Below are 14668 nucleotides of genomic sequence, written 5' to 3' on the forward strand. Positions count from 1 at the left end.
CGTCTCAAGGGCGGTCCACGAGCCGTCCTTCGACGTCCGGCCTGCCCGGAACCAGAAAGAGGCGATACCACTCGACATCTTTTCGCTGGGCGAATTCGAGATCAGTGAGCTTCGTACTCTCGCCGAGGCTCAATTGATCGATTCCAAGATTTTGCGCGGCCGCATAGAGCGAATAATCGCCCGGCTCCACGCCTGCCGAATATGCAGACTCATTGTCGATCACCGACATGACGTGAACCCGTCCGCTCCCGGATCGGAAGTGGACGCAAGTGATCCGCTGCCATTCATCGAACGAGGGCGGCCGGCTAGCGGCGACAAGCTCGACCCAATGGTCATTGAGATCAGCTTCGGTATTGATCATGCGGAACGTGGGCGCGCCTGCAAAGCCCCGTTTGGATTTCTCGTGGTTCCAATTCTCATCAGCACCAAGCGGTCTGCGCGGATCGTCGCATACGACGATCTGATAGTGACTCGCAAACAATCGCGCGGCGCCAAGCAGTTGCTGTTCCATTAGCGGGGCCGAATTCACGATTACGGTTCAATTCTCGATCTTGTAGCCTGTCGCCTTCACGATCGGCTGCCACAACGCGGTGTTGGCGGCGAGTTCCTTGGTCAATCCGTCCGGGGCCGAGCCGACCGGAATGAGGCCGATCGCGGTGAGCTTCTCCTTCACCTCCGGCTTGGCCAGCGCCGCACTCGCGGCCGCGGCGAGCTTGCCGGCGAAGTCCGGCGGGCTGCCGGCGGGAAGCCACATGCCGTACCAGGCGTCGGCAACGAGATCGATGCCGCTCTCCTTCAGCGTCGGCACTTCAGGCGCGAACGGCGAACGTTCGGCGCTCGACACCGCGATGATCTTGACGCCCTTGGCGCGATGCTGCGGCAGCGCATCCGCCAGCGTCGTGATGCCGAACGCGATGTGACCGCCGACGAGGTCGTTGAGGATCGGCGCGCTGCCGCGATAGGGCACGCGGGTGAGGGGAATGCCGAGGTCCTTCTCGAGCTTGGAGCCCGTGAAGTGGGGAATGGTGCCGTTGCTCGGCACGCCGAACGAGGTCTTGTCCGGATGCGCCTTCAGCCACGCCACGAAGCTCCTGAAATCGGCCGCCTCGACCGCCGGGTTGATCACCAGCGCGAATTCGAACCGCGCCAATAGCGACACCGGCATGAAATCCTTGGCGGTATCGAAGCTCGGTGTTTTCTCCACCATCGGCAGCAGGTACATGGTCGGACCCGTCGTCACCAGCACCATGCTGCCGTCGGGGCTAGCCCCCTTCACCGCCTTGATGCCGATCAGGCCGTCGCCGCCGGTGCGGTTCTCGACCACCATGGTCCGTTGCAGCACCGGTGCCATCTCCTGCGCGAGCAAGCGGCACAGCGTGTCGCCGCCGGCCCCTGCCGCAAACGGGAAGATGATCTTGGTCAGCCCGGCCTGCGCGTGCGTCTCACCCGCCTGCGCCAGCAGCGGCAGAGCGATACATCCGGCCATGAATTCGCGGCGATCCATGCGTTTCCCCTTTGACCCCATTTTGATTGGTATCAATTAGGACCAGAGCAGCGTCCCGGACAAGGCCGATCTTGGCCGTTTACCATGCCGGCCGCCTTGCGCCGGACATCGTCCTGCTGCAAAAGCGGGCCTATCGGCGCCGCTCTTTCGCTCCGCCGTTTCCAACGCAGAGCAGATCGTCCAAGCGCATGATGGCCAGCCCCGAACTCAGTCAATTCCGCCGCATCGTCGTCAAGGTCGGCTCGGCGTTGCTGGTCGATTCCGACAAGAGCGAGGTGCGGGCGTCCTGGCTGGCCGCGCTTGCCGACGACATGGCCAAGCTGCACGAGGAAGGGCGCGACGTCCTCGTGGTCTCCTCCGGCTCGATCGCGCTGGGCCGCAGCCGGCTGAAATTGCCGCGCGGCCCGCTGAAGCTGGAAGAGAGCCAGGCCGCGGCCGCGGTCGGCCAGATCGCGCTGGCGCGGATCTGGTCCGAGGTGCTCGGGGCCCACGGCATCGGCGCCGGCCAGATCCTGGTGACGCTGCAGGACACCGAGGAGCGCCGCCGCTATCTCAACGCGCGCTCCACCATCGGCAAGCTGCTGGAATGGCGCGCCATCCCCGTGATCAACGAGAACGACACGGTGGCGACCAACGAGATCCGCTACGGCGACAACGACCGCCTCGCCGCGCGCGTCGCCACCATGGCGAGTGCCGACCTGCTCGTGCTGCTGTCCGACATCGACGGGCTCTACGACGCCCCGCCGAAGAACAACCCGAATGCCAAGCTGATTCCGGTGGTCGAGAGCATCTCCTCGGAGATCGAGGCGGTGGCGGGCGATGCCGAATCCGAGCTGTCGCGCGGCGGCATGCGCACCAAGGTCGAGGCGGCCAAGATCGCCACGACAGGCGGCACGCATATGCTGATCGCCTCCGGCAAGATCGAGCATCCGCTGCAGGCGATCGCCGATGGCGGCCGCTGCACCTGGTTCCTGACGCCCGCCAACCCCATCACCTCGCGCAAACGCTGGATCGCGGGCACGCTGGAGCCGAAGGGCACGCTGACGATCGATGCCGGTGCGGTCACGGCGCTACGCGCCGGCGCCAGCCTGCTGCCGGCCGGCGTGATCAAGGTCGAGGGCCAGTTCGCCCGCGGCGATGCCGTGATCGTGCGCGGCCCCGACTTTAGCGAGGTCGGCCGCGGCCTGATCGCCTACGACGCCGACGAGGCCGAGCGGATCAGGGGCCGTTCCTCCCCGGACGTGATGGCCATCCTCGGCATCAGCGGCCGCGCCGAGATGATCCACCGCGACGATCTGGTGGTGGGCGGGTAAGGGACTTACCGTCATGCTTGGGCTTGTCCCGGGCATCCACGTTCTTTCGGAGCCAGCCAAGGCGTGGATGGCCGGGCCAGGCCCGGCCATGACGCCGGTGATAGGCCAGTGAACGAGCCTGCCCCGCCGGTCGGGCCCCTGCCATACCCTGCCCGCCCTTCGCAAAAGCGGGATTTCCGTGCTAGGACACCGCCTTAGCAGAAGGTTGAAACTCCAATGGCCGCCCCCCTCAAAGCCGTCGACGGCAATGCCGATCTCCAGGCGCTGATGTCCGATCTCGCCACCCGTGCCCGCGCGGCCGCGCGGGTGCTGGCGCTGGCGCCGCCGGAGCAGAAGAACCGGGCGCTGGATGCCATGGAGCGGGCGATCCGCAGCCGTGCGGCCGCCATTCTCGCCGCCAATGCCGAGGACGTCGCCGAGGCCCGCGCCTCCGGCAATGCCACCTCCGCCTTCATCGACCGCCTGACGCTGACCGAGGCGCGGATCGAGGGCATGGCCGAGGGTATCGCCATTGTGCGCGGCATCGCCGATCCGGTCGGCACCGTCACCGAGAGCTGGCAGCGGCCGAACGGCATGACCATCGAGCGCGTGCGCGTGCCGCTCGGCGTCGTCGGCGTGATCTTCGAGAGCCGGCCGAACGTGGCGGCGGACGCCGGCGTGCTGTGCCTGAAATCCGGCAACGCCGTGATCCTGCGCGGCGGCTCCGACAGTTTCCGTTCCTGCCGCGCCATCCACGAGTGTCTGGTGCAGGGCCTGCGCGAAGCCGGCCTGCCTGAAGCTGCGATCACGCTGGTGCCGACGCGCGACCGCGCCGCGGTCGGCATGATGCTGTCAGGATTGAACGGTGCCATCGACGTGATCGTGCCGCGCGGGGGCAAGAGCCTCGTCGCCCGCGTCGAGCAGGAAGCGCGCGTGCCTGTCTTCGCGCATCTCGAAGGCGTCAACCACGTCTATGTCGATGCCAGCGCCGATCTCGCCATGGCGAAGTCGATCGTGCTCAACGCGAAGATGCGCCGCACCGGCGTCTGCGGCGCGGCCGAGACGCTGCTGGTCGACCGCGCCGCCGCCGGCAAGAATCTGAAGCCGCTGGTCGAGATGCTGCTCGATGCGGGCTGCGAAGTGCGGGGCGACGACGCGGTGCAGAAAACGGACGCGCGCGTCAAACCCGCCAGCGACGACGATTGGGACACCGAATATCTCGATGCGATCATCGCGGCGAAGGTGGTGGACGGCGTCGACGGCGCGATCGCGCACATCCAGAATCACGGCTCGCACCACACCGATGCGATCGTGAGTGCCGACGAGGCTGCGGCGAACAAGTTCCTCAGCGAGGTCGATTCGGCAATCGTGCTGCACAACGCCTCGACGCAGTTCGCCGATGGCGGCGAGTTCGGCTTCGGCGCCGAGATCGGCATCGCCACCGGGCGCTTCCACGCCCGCGGCCCTGTCGGCGCCGAGCAATTGACGAGCTTCAAATATCGCGTCCACGGCACCGGGCAGACGCGGCCGTAAACGTCGCGAGGCGCGGGCATTGAACAACGATTTCGTCCTGCCGCGCTTCTTGGCGCAAGCGGTCCCGCCTTACACGGAGGGCATGCGCATCGGTCTGCTCGGCGGCTCGTTCAACCCGCCGCATCAGGCGCATCGGGCCATCAGCCAGTTCGCGCTGAAGCGATTGCAACTCGATCGCGTGTGGTGGCTGGTGACCCCCGGCAATCCGCTGAAGGAGAACGGCCCGCTGCATGAGCTCGGCGCGCGCATGCAGGCCGCGCGCGACGTCGCCGACGATCCCAGGATCGAGGTCAGCTGTCTCGAATCCGTCATTCACACCCGCTATACTATCGACACGATCAACACCTTGCGCCGCCGCCTCTCGGGCCTGCGCTTTGTCTGGATCATGGGCGCCGACAACCTCGCTCAATTCCATCGTTGGCAGCACTGGCGGCGCATCGCCGACCAGGTGCCGATCGCGGTGGTCGATCGCCCGCCGCAGAGTTTTCGCGCCCTCGCCTCGCCCGCTGCCAAGGCGCTGGCGCGCTACCGCCTGCCCGAGAAGAAGGCCCCGCTGCTCGCTGATCAACCGGCGCCGGCCTGGGTCTTCCTGACCGGAATGAAGCTGAACCTGTCCTCGACGGGCCTGCGGAACCCGGACGGAAGCTGGAAAGGTACGAAGTGAGTCAGACCTTGGGGGGCGTGGGGGCTTCGGGCCTCTCTGGCATATTGAAACCCTTAACCCCACATGATGTAGTGTAACCGGTGGACGCCGGATTCGGCGTTCGCGATACAGTGAAAGGAATGGTCCCTGACCGCATCTGTATTGTCCAAGTCTACTTCCCCGAAGTCAGCTTCGACGAAGCCTGTTTTACCCAAGGTTGCCAAGCCGGCGCGTAAAACATCGACCAAAGCTGCGGCCTTGGAGGCGCAACCCGACGCCGACAAGACGCTGAGCCTGATCCTCTCCCGCCTCGAGGACATGAAGGCGGAAGAGACGGTCACCATCGACCTTCGCGGCAAATCGGCGTACTCCGACTACATGATCGTCACCACCGGCCGGGCTAACCGGCACGTCGGCGCGATCGCGGAAAACGTCACCAAGAGCCTGAAGGAGAACGGCATCAAGAACATCCATGTCGAGGGCTTGCCCAATTGCGACTGGGTGCTGATCGATTCCGGCGACGTGATCGTGCACGTGTTCAGACCCGAGGTCCGCGAATTCTACAATCTCGAGCGATTGTACACGCAGGGCCCAGGGGCGGCGAAGGCGATCTAGGCTCCAAGGCGATCTAGGCTCGCTGGCCGATTTCGAATCGGCTGACGCGCATGCTAGCGTCGTGCGCGCGCATCATGCGCGCGGTGTTGAAAACGCGACCCTGAAGAGATCAAGCCTGAAGATATCATGCGTGTTGCCGTCATTGCGGTGGGCCGGCTGAAGCAGGGGCCCGAACGGGAGCTTGCCGACCGCTATTTCGAGCGGTTCAGCGAAGCCGGCGGCAAGCTCGGATTCCGCGGGCTGAGCGTCTACGAAGTCGCCGAAAGCCGTGCGCGGGACACAGCGACGCGGATGGCCGAGGAGGCCGCGGCGATCTCGGCGCATGTCCCGGAAAAATCCATCCTGGTGGCGCTGGACGAGCGCGGGCAGAATCTCGATTCCACCGTATTCGCACGGCATCTGGCGCGCTGGCGGGACGAAGGCACCGGACATACTATCTTCATGATCGGAGGGGCGGACGGACTTTCGCCCGAATTGCGCCGTAAGGCCAAGCTCGCGATCGCGTTCGGCTCTGCGACCTGGCCGCACCAAATGGTCCGCGTCATGCTTCTGGAACAGCTTTACCGGGCCGCCACCATTCTGGCCGGCCATCCCTATCACCGCGCGTGATGCGCGCCACAACGAGCATCTTTGCCTAAGCGATGCGAGCGCCTGTCCTCAACCTGCTGCTGATCGCGAGCGTCTTGGATACAGGCGTCCTGCAAACAGGCGTTCTGGGCGCAAGCCTCGCGCAGGCTCAGACTGCGCCGCCGCAGACCGCAGCCATTTCGCCCGAAGCCATCAAGCAGCGCGAGCAGGAGCTGGAAGCCGCCCGCGCCAGGCAGAAGAGCGCGGAAGAGGCACAGGCCAAGCTCAAGGCCGAGATCACCTCGCTGGGGAAGGACCGCACCCAGCTCAATCAGCAGCTGATCGACACCGCCGCCAATGTGCGCACGGTCGAGACCAAGATCGACGACACCGAAGCGCGGCTGCGAAGCCTGAACGGCCGCGAGCAGGAGATGCGCGCGTCGCTGGATTCGCGCCGCGGCGACATCGTCGAGGTGCTGGCGGCGTTGCAGCGGGCCGGGCGGCGGACGCCGCCGGCGCTGCTGGTGCGGCCCGAAGACGCGCTGCAATCCTTGCGCACGGCGATGCTGCTCGGCGCCGTGGTGCCGGAATTGCGCGGCCGCGCCGAGAAGATCGCAAGCGAGCTCGGCGAGCTCGTGGCCCTGCGCAAGACCATCGCTTCCGAGCGCGACCAGCTCGCCGCCGACCGCGACCGGGTCCGTAGCGACCAGACCCGGCTCACCGCCCTGGTCGAGGAGCGGCAGCGCCAGCAGGCGGCGCGCGAAAAGGATCTCGACGCCGAGAACGCGCGCGCGATCATGCTGTCGAAGCAGGTCGGCGATCTCCAGGGCCTGATCACCAAGATGGAGCAGGACCTGCAGAGCGCCGCCAAGGCCGCCGAGAAAGCGGCCGAGGCCGCAAGGCAGGCCGAGGCCAAGGAAGCCAAGCTGGCGGCCGCTAGCGCCAAGTCGGGCCCGGGCGCATTCAAGGACCGGTCCCGGACCACCCCCGCCATCGCGTTCGCCTCAGCCAAGGGTCTGCTGCCGCTTCCAGTTAACGGTAACAAGATCAGGGATTTCGGCGGTTCCGACGGGGTCGGCGGGGTTCAGAAGGGCATTTCGCTGGCAACCAAGCCCGGCTCCCAGGTCACAACGCCGTGTGACGGCTGGGTGGTCTATTCCGGCCCGTTCCGCAGCTATGGACAACTCTTGATCCTCAATGCCGGGGGCGGGTATCATGTCCTGATCGCCGGGATGGAGCGTATTTCGGTCAACATCGGACAGTTCGTGCTCACGGGAGAGCCGGTCGCGACCATGGGGTCGACATCTCAAGTCGCCTCCATTCTCGCGACGAACGCGAGTCAACCTGTGCTGTATGTCGAGTTCCGTAAGGACGGCACTCCAATCGATCCAGGCCCATGGTGGGCCGCAAATGAAGGCGAGAAGGTTCGCGGATGATGCGCAAGACTTCAGTAATCCTCCTCAGCGCCGCCACCGGTGCAGCGCTGACGCTGTTCGTGACCCAGCCGCGCGCGGTCTTCATGGGCTCCAGCGCACGAGCCGCCACCGCGGACACCTATCGCCAGCTCAATCTGTTCGGCGACGTGTTCGAGCGCGTGCGCTCCGACTATGTCGAGAAGCCCGACGACACCAAGCTGATCGAATCGGCCATCAGCGGCATGCTCACCGGCCTCGATCCGCATTCCAGCTACATGGACGCCAAGAGCTTCCGCGACATGCAGGTGCAGACGCGCGGTGAGTTCGGCGGCCTCGGCATCGAGGTCACGATGGAAGACGGCCTCATCAAGGTGGTCTCGCCGATCGACGACACGCCGGCCTCGCGCGCCGGCGTCATGGCCAACGACATCATCACCAATCTCGACGACGAGGCGGTGCAGGGCCTGACCCTGAACCAGGCGGTCGAGAAGATGCGCGGCCCGGTCAACACCAAGATCAAGCTCAAGATCATCCGCAAGGGCCAGGACAATCCGATCGACGTCACCCTGGTGCGCGACAACATCCGCGTCCGCTCGGTGCGTGCGCGCGTGGAGCAGGACGACATCGGCTATATCCGCATCACCACCTTCAACGAGCAGACCACCGAAGGGCTGAAGCGCGAGGTCGGCAACCTCACGAACCAGATCGGCGGCGACAAGCTCAAGGGCTTCATCATCGACCTGCGCAACAACCCGGGCGGCCTGCTCGAGGAAGCGGTCACCGTCTCCGACTCCTTCCTGGAGAAGGGCGAGATCGTCTCGACCCGCGGCCGCAATGCCGAGGAGACCCAGCGCCGCACCGCGCATTCCGGCGACCTCACCAAGGGCAAGCCGGTCATCGTGCTGGTCAATGGCGGCTCGGCCTCGGCGTCCGAGATCGTCGCCGGCGCGCTGCAGGACCACAAGCGCGCGACCATCGTCGGCACGCGCTCGTTCGGCAAGGGCTCGGTGCAGACCATCATTCCGCTCGGCAGCGGCAACGGCGCGTTGCGCCTGACCACGGCGCGCTATTACACGCCGTCGGGCAAGTCGATCCAGGCCAAGGGCATCGTGCCCGATATCGAGGTGCTGCAGGACGTGCCGGACGAGCTGAAGGCGCGCACCGACACCAAGGGCGAGGCTTCGCTGCGCGGCCATCTCAAGAACGACGGCGACGAGAAGACCGGCTCGCAATCCTACGTCCCGCCGGACGCCAAGGACGACAAGGCGCTCAAGCTCGCCGGCGACCTGCTCCACGGAATCAAGAACAGCGCCTCGGCCGCGCCCGCGCCCGGCGGCGATAGCAAGGCCACGACCGACAAGCCCAAAGCGGCGAACTAGGTCGACGAACCAGCTCGCGCATCACGCGATCCCTGAAGGGCGGCTCCAGGAGCCGCCCTTTTTGCTTGGGAACTCCCGGCATCCCCGGCCTCTCCCGGCCTGCCGCCGCTTGACCTCGGCGTGGTATCGTCATTCGCAGTGATTCGGGATCGCGCATGACTGAAACGGCCGATGATCTGAGCGCCCCGCTCGGACAGGACAAGCCGCGCCGGAAACGCCGGCTGCGGCTGCCGTTCACGGCCACGCAGCTGCTTGCCGTGCTGCTCGGCCTGTTCCTTGTCACCTTTGCCGGCTTCGCCCTCTTCAACAAGGATCCGCTCGGCGGCGAGCCGATGACCCGGATCGCGATCAAGCCGGCGGACAAGGCAGCGGACGACAAGCCCGCCGCAGCTCAGGACAGCAAGCACGAGACCAAGGAGGCGCCCAAGCAGGCCTCTCCCGGCGAGCAGAAGACCGTCACCATGATCGACGGCTCCACCGGCGCCCGCCACGACGTGGTCATCGGCGGCGGCGATGGCGCCGACAAGGGCGAGGCTGCAGCGTCAGCCCCGCCGCCCGTGATGGCCGGGATCAATCCGAAGCTGCTGGAGAAATCGCGCTACGGCATGATCCCGGTGGTGGCCGACGGGCTGAAGCCGTTTAACGTCTATGCCGCGGATGCCGATCGCGCCAAGGCCGCCAAGATGCCTGTCGTCGCCATCGTGATCGGCGGGCTCGGCGTCGGCGCCGCCAAGACCACGGACGCCATTATGAAGCTGCCGGGGGCGGTGACGCTGGCCTTCACGCCCTATGGCGCCGATCCCGGCAAGCTCGCCGAGCGGGCCCGTGCGCAGCGCCACGAGATCTTCCTCCAGATCCCGATGGAGCCCTACGATTTTCCCGACAACGACCCGGGACCGCAGACGCTGCTGACCTCGCTCAGCGCCGACCAGAACATGGACCGCCTGTACTGGCATCTGAGCCGGATGCAGGGTTATGCCGGCATCGCCAATTTCATGGGCGCCCGCTTCATCGCGACCGAACCGGCGATGCAGCCGATCGTCCGCGAGGCGGCCAAGCGCGGCCTCGGCTTCTTCGACGACGGCTCCTCGCCCCGCAGCATCGCAGCCCAGACGGCAGCGAGCCAGGCCATGCCGTTCGGCAGGGGCGACATCGCGATCGACGTGGTGCCGACGGCGACCGAGATCGACCGTGCCCTGAACAAGCTTGAATCGACGGCACGCGAGCGCGGCATCGCCGTCGGCACGGCCTCCGCCCTGCCCGTCTCGATCGACCGCATCGCCGCGTGGACCAAGACATTGGCCGACCGGGGCATTCTCCTGGTGCCATTGACAACCGCGATGCTGAAATCAAAATCCAGCTAAATCAACGGATTGGTGCGGCGCTTGTCCTGACGGGGGACCGGTTCAGCCGTACCGGCAGCATGTGAGAGGTCTGGCGGAATGGCGCGTTACGAGGATCTGCCCTACCGGACCTGTGTCGGTGTGATGCTGCTCAACAAGGAAGGACGCGTGTTCATCGGCCGCCGTGCCGGCGGCATCGAGCATGTCGACGACACCCATGTCTGGCAGATGCCGCAAGGCGGCGTCGATCCCGGCGAGGACACCTGGGAAGCCGCCAAGCGCGAGCTGTACGAGGAGACCAGCGTCCGCTCGGTGGAGCGGCTCGGCGAGGTCCCGGACTGGCTCACTTACGACATTCCGCGCACGGTCGCCGGACGCGCCTGGAAAGGCCGCTACCGCGGCCAGCGCCAGAAATGGTACGCGGTGCGCTTCACCGGCAAGGACAGCGAGATCAACGTCGAAAAGCCCGGCGGCGGCGGCCACAAGGCCGAGTTCATCAGCTGGCGCTGGGAGCCGATGAAGAATTTGACCGGACTGATCATTCCGTTCAAGCGCCCGGTCTATGAACGCGTGGTGCAGGAATTTTCCGCGCTGGCGGACCGATAAATCGGATTCGCCCCGCCTTCGGTGCTAATGCATCGCCGGGACGATGATGAGAGATTGCGCGTGACGACTGAAAAGCCCTACCGCCCCAATGTGGGGATCGCGCTGTTCAATGCCGATGGCCGCGTGCTTATCGGCCACCGCTTCAAGGGCGACGGGCCCGAGATCATCCTGCCTGGCCTCGACTGGCAGATGCCGCAGGGCGGCGTCGACGAGGGCGAGAACCTGCGCGACGCGGCGATGCGCGAGCTCTGGGAGGAGACCAGCGTCGTCAGCGCGGACTATCTCGGCGAGACCGATTGGTACACTTACGAATTCCCGCCCTACGACGGACCGCAGACGCATCGCCTGGCGAAATTCCGCGGCCAGCGTCAAAAGTGGTTCGCGCTGCGCTTCACCGGCACGGATGACGAGATCGACCCGCTGACGCCGCGCAACGGCCAGCCCGCCGAGTTCGACGCCTGGCGCTGGGAGCGCCTCGACCGCGTCGCCGACATCGTGGTGCCGTTTCGGCGCGAGGTCTATCGCGCAGTGGCCGGCCAGTTTGCGCCCTTCGCAAACTGAAAACCGCGAAAACAACCCCATGCACAGTAGAACGGGGTTGAAATCGTTGGAGGATTTCGGCCGGCCATTTGCGGCTGCGCGTGTGAGAGACCCTCATCTCTCGGTCAACAAAGTTTCAGCGCCCGCCACGGTCGGTGACGAGCGCTGAACCTGTTCAGGAATTTCAGACCTGAGCCCCGGAGTGGTGCCCCGGGGCTTAGTGCATAGCCGTCGCGTTGAGCTGATGCTGGATGCTCTTGAAGTGGTCGAGCCGCTCGATGGCGTGATCGAGCTCGCCGCCTTCGTGCTCCTTCAGGCTCTCTTCCATCTCCGCGATCGTCTCGGCGAACTGGGCACGATCGAGCTCGGCCAGCGACGTCGCGACGTCGGCGAGCACGGTCAGGCCCTTTTCGGAGACCTCGGCGATGCCGCCGAGCACGATGATCTTCTCGTGCTTGCCGCCGGTGGTGATCGTGAGAATGCCGGGGCGGATCGCCGCCACGACCGGCGCATGCCCTGCCAGCACGCCGAAGTCACCCTCGACGCCGGGGATGTCGACCTGGTCGACCTCGCCCGAGAAGGCGAGCTTTTCCGGAGAGACGAGATCGAAGTGGAAGGTGGCCATGGGCTATCCGTTGTTTTCCGCTTGTCACCCGCGGGCTCGACCCGCGGGTCCATCCATCAAAATTCTCTTTGATGGATCGCCGGGTCAAGCCCGGCGATGACGAGATGAGGAAGCTTAGGCGGCTTCCGCCGCCAGCTTCTTGCCCTTCTCGACGGCTTCTTCGATGGTGCCGACCATGTAGAAGGCGGCTTCCGGCAGGTGGTCGTACTTGCCTTCCACGAGGCCTTTGAAGCCCTTGATGGTGTCGGCGAGGTCGACGAACTTGCCCGGCGAGCCCGTGAAGATTTCGGCGACGTGGAACGGCTGCGACATGAAGCGCTCGACCTTGCGGGCGCGAGCCACGGTCAGCTTGTCCTCTTCCGAAAGCTCGTCCATGCCGAGAATGGCGATGATGTCCTGAAGCGCCTTGTAGCGCTGCAGCACCTGCTGGACCTGACGGGCGACCGCGTAATGCTCCTCGCCGACGACCAGCGGGGAGAGCATGCGCGAGGTCGAGTCGAGCGGGTCCACCGCCGGGTAGATGCCCTTTTCGGCGATCGAGCGCGACAGCGTCGTGGTCGCGTCAAGATGCGCGAACGAGGTCGCGGGCGCCGGGTCGGTCAAGTCGTCGGCCGGAACGTAGATGGCCTGCACCGAGGTGATCGAGCCCTTCTGCGTGGTGGTGATGCGCTCCTGCAGCGCGCCCATGTCGGTGGCCAGCGTCGGCTGATAACCCACCGCCGAAGGAATACGACCGAGCAGCGCCGACACTTCCGAGCCGGCCTGGGTGAAGCGGAAGATGTTGTCGACGAAGAACAGCACGTCCTGGCCCTTGTCGCGGAAGTCTTCCGCGATGGTCAGACCCGTGAGCGCGACGCGGGCGCGGGCGCCGGGCGGCTCGTTCATCTGGCCGAACACCAGCGCGCACTTCGACTTCACGCTCGGATCGGGGTTCTTCGGATCGGCGTTGACCTTGGATTCGATGAACTCGTGATAGAGGTCGTTGCCTTCGCGGGTGCGCTCGCCGACGCCGGCGAACACGGAGTAACCACCGTGCGCCTTGGCGACGTTGTTGATCAGCTCCTGAATCAGCACGGTCTTGCCGACGCCGGCGCCGCCGAACAGGCCGATCTTGCCGCCCTTGGCGTAGGGCGCGAGCAGGTCGACGACCTTGATGCCGGTGACGAGAATTTCGGCTTCGGTGGACTGGTCGGTGTAGGTCGGCGCTTCCTGGTGGATGGCGCGCAGGCCTTCGGTCTTGACCGGACCGGCTTCGTCGATCGGCTCGCCGATGACGTTGATGATGCGGCCGAGCGTGCCTTCACCGACGGGAACGCGGATCGGAGCGCCGGTGTCGGTCACTTCCTGGCCGCGGACCAGACCTTCGGTGGTGTCCATCGCGATGGTGCGGACGGTGGACTCGCCGAGATGCTGGGCGACTTCGAGCACCAGACGGTTGCCGCCGTTCTTGGTCTCGAGCGAATTGAGAATGGCCGGGAGGTGGCCTTCGAACTGCACGTCGACGACGGCGCCGATGACCTGGGTGACGCGACCGACCTGGGCTGCCATTGAATGTCTCCTTCGATCCGAACTTCTAAACCGCGGTCAGCGTGACCGGGATGTTGCGTGTAATGGGTGCTGAAGCGTCCTGGTCAGACGGCCTCGGCGCCCGAGATGATTTCGATCAGTTCCTTGGTGATCTGCGCCTGACGCGTGCGGTTGTAGACCAGCGTCTGCTTGCGGATCATCTCACCGGCGTTGCGCGTCGCGTTGTCCATCGCGCTCATCTGCGCGCCGTAGAACGAGGCGTTGTTCTCGAGCAGCGCGCGGAAGATCTGGACCGCGAGGTTGCGCGGCAGCAGGCGGGTGAGAATCTCGTCCTCTTCCGGCTCGTATTCGTAGGACGTCGTGTTGGCGGCACCGCCCTCCTCGACCACCAGCGGAATGATCTGCTGGGCGGTCGGGATCTGCGCGATCACCGACTTGAAGCGCGAATAGAACAGCGTGCAGACGTCGAACTCGCCGTTGTCGAAACGCGCCAGCACCTTCCGGGCGATCTCCTCGGCATTGACGAAGCCGAGCTGGCGGACGCTGCGCAGGTCCATGTGCTCGACGATCTGCTTGTCGAACTGGCGGCGCAGCTGCTCGTAGCCCTTGCGTCCGACGCAGAAGAACTTCACGTCCTTGCCCTGCGCCATCAGCGCCAGGGCGCGCTCGCGGGCGAGACGCACGATGGAGGAGTTGAAGGCGCCGGACAGGCCGCGCTCGCCGGTGCAGACCAGCAGCAGGTGGACCTGGTCCTTGCCGGTGCCGGCCAGCAGCACCGGTGCGCCGGGCGAGCCCGCCGCGGCGCTGGCGATGTTGGAGATCACCGCGCTCATCTTGTCGGCATAGGGACGCGCCGCTTCCGCGGCGGTCTGTGCGCGGCGCAGCTTGGAGGCTGCGACCATCTGCATGGCCTTGGTGATCTTCTGCGTCGCCTTGGTGGAGGCGATGCGGACGCGCATGTCTTTAAGTGACGCCATTCTTCGTCCCCGACGGTTCGATCGCTCGGATCAAGCCGCTAGCCTATCTCTGTCGTCATGCCCGGGCTCGTCCCGGGCATCCACGTCTTCGTCTCCACGCAG

The 14668-nt window shown here is 65.8% G+C and carries 15 protein-coding genes; 10 read left to right on the forward strand and 5 right to left on the reverse strand.

Annotated elements, in window-relative coordinates; translation table 11 throughout:
* Positions 1–4: 4 nt before the first annotated feature.
* Positions 5–511: a competence protein ComJ gene (comJ, locus tag K410_RS0101810; RefSeq protein ID WP_028133246.1), complete on the reverse strand. Its 507-nt coding sequence runs from the start codon at positions 509–511 to the stop codon at positions 5–7.
* 27 nt (positions 512–538) lie between these two features.
* A complete protein-coding gene (locus K410_RS0101815) occupies positions 539–1504 on the reverse strand; it encodes a Bug family tripartite tricarboxylate transporter substrate binding protein (RefSeq protein ID WP_028133247.1) in 966 nt (321 codons plus the stop codon).
* A gap of 191 nt (positions 1505–1695) precedes the next feature.
* Here K410_RS0101815 and proB point away from each other — a divergent pair, with 191 nt between their 5' ends.
* From proB to K410_RS0101865, 10 genes are all read left to right on the forward strand, one after another.
* Positions 1696–2817 (forward strand): glutamate 5-kinase, encoded by a 1122-nt coding sequence (proB, locus tag K410_RS0101820; protein WP_028133248.1) that lies wholly within the window; start codon positions 1696–1698, stop codon positions 2815–2817.
* A gap of 216 nt (positions 2818–3033) precedes the next feature.
* Complete coding sequence (locus K410_RS0101825; RefSeq protein WP_028133249.1) at positions 3034–4329, forward strand: glutamate-5-semialdehyde dehydrogenase; 1296 nt, start codon at positions 3034–3036, stop codon at positions 4327–4329.
* A gap of 19 nt (positions 4330–4348) precedes the next feature.
* Entirely contained in the window at positions 4349–4993 is a 645-nt protein-coding gene (locus K410_RS0101830; protein ID WP_028133250.1) for a nicotinate-nucleotide adenylyltransferase, read from the forward strand.
* Positions 4994–5230: 237 nt separating this feature from the next.
* On the forward strand, positions 5231–5587 hold the full coding sequence (rsfS, locus tag K410_RS0101835) for a ribosome silencing factor (RefSeq protein WP_028133251.1): 357 nt from the start codon (positions 5231–5233) through the stop codon (positions 5585–5587).
* Between the two features lie 126 nt (positions 5588–5713).
* Positions 5714–6196 (forward strand): 23S rRNA (pseudouridine(1915)-N(3))-methyltransferase RlmH, encoded by a 483-nt coding sequence (rlmH, locus tag K410_RS0101840; RefSeq protein ID WP_028133252.1) that lies wholly within the window; start codon positions 5714–5716, stop codon positions 6194–6196.
* A 32-nt stretch (positions 6197–6228) separates the two neighbouring features.
* Positions 6229–7590 (forward strand): murein hydrolase activator EnvC family protein, encoded by a 1362-nt coding sequence (locus K410_RS0101845; RefSeq protein WP_028133253.1) that lies wholly within the window; start codon positions 6229–6231, stop codon positions 7588–7590.
* Positions 7587–8948: a S41 family peptidase gene (locus K410_RS0101850; RefSeq protein ID WP_028133254.1), complete on the forward strand. Its 1362-nt coding sequence runs from the start codon at positions 7587–7589 to the stop codon at positions 8946–8948. Before K410_RS0101845 ends, K410_RS0101850 begins: the two co-directional genes overlap by 4 nt.
* 155 nt (positions 8949–9103) lie before the next feature.
* Positions 9104–10312 carry a divergent polysaccharide deacetylase family protein gene (locus K410_RS0101855; RefSeq protein WP_028133255.1) on the forward strand — a complete coding sequence of 403 codons (1209 nt, stop codon included), beginning with the start codon at positions 9104–9106 and terminating at the stop codon, positions 10310–10312.
* A 78-nt stretch (positions 10313–10390) separates the two neighbouring features.
* The gene (locus K410_RS0101860; RefSeq protein ID WP_028133256.1) at positions 10391–10897 is read left to right on the forward strand and encodes an RNA pyrophosphohydrolase; all 507 of its coding nucleotides are present in this window, start codon (positions 10391–10393) and stop codon (positions 10895–10897) included.
* A gap of 60 nt (positions 10898–10957) precedes the next feature.
* A complete protein-coding gene (locus K410_RS0101865; RefSeq protein WP_028133257.1) occupies positions 10958–11458 on the forward strand; it encodes an RNA pyrophosphohydrolase in 501 nt (166 codons plus the stop codon).
* A 196-nt stretch (positions 11459–11654) separates the two neighbouring features.
* Here the strand turns inward: K410_RS0101865 and K410_RS0101870 are convergent, their stop codons facing one another.
* The 3 genes from K410_RS0101870 to K410_RS0101880 form a co-directional block, all read right to left on the reverse strand.
* The gene (locus tag K410_RS0101870) at positions 11655–12062 is read right to left on the reverse strand and encodes a F0F1 ATP synthase subunit epsilon (protein WP_028133258.1); all 408 of its coding nucleotides are present in this window, start codon (positions 12060–12062) and stop codon (positions 11655–11657) included.
* A 114-nt stretch (positions 12063–12176) separates the two neighbouring features.
* Positions 12177–13610 (reverse strand): F0F1 ATP synthase subunit beta, encoded by a 1434-nt coding sequence (gene atpD / locus K410_RS0101875; RefSeq protein ID WP_025032831.1) that lies wholly within the window; start codon positions 13608–13610, stop codon positions 12177–12179.
* A gap of 83 nt (positions 13611–13693) precedes the next feature.
* Positions 13694–14566, reverse strand: coding sequence for a F0F1 ATP synthase subunit gamma (locus tag K410_RS0101880; protein WP_028133259.1), 873 nt, complete (start codon positions 14564–14566; stop codon positions 13694–13696).
* Between the last annotated feature and the right edge of the window lie 102 nt (positions 14567–14668).

It is taken from the genome of Bradyrhizobium sp. 22 (assembly GCF_000482425.1).
In the GTDB taxonomy this organism is placed as follows: domain Bacteria; phylum Pseudomonadota; class Alphaproteobacteria; order Rhizobiales; family Xanthobacteraceae; genus Bradyrhizobium; species Bradyrhizobium japonicum_B.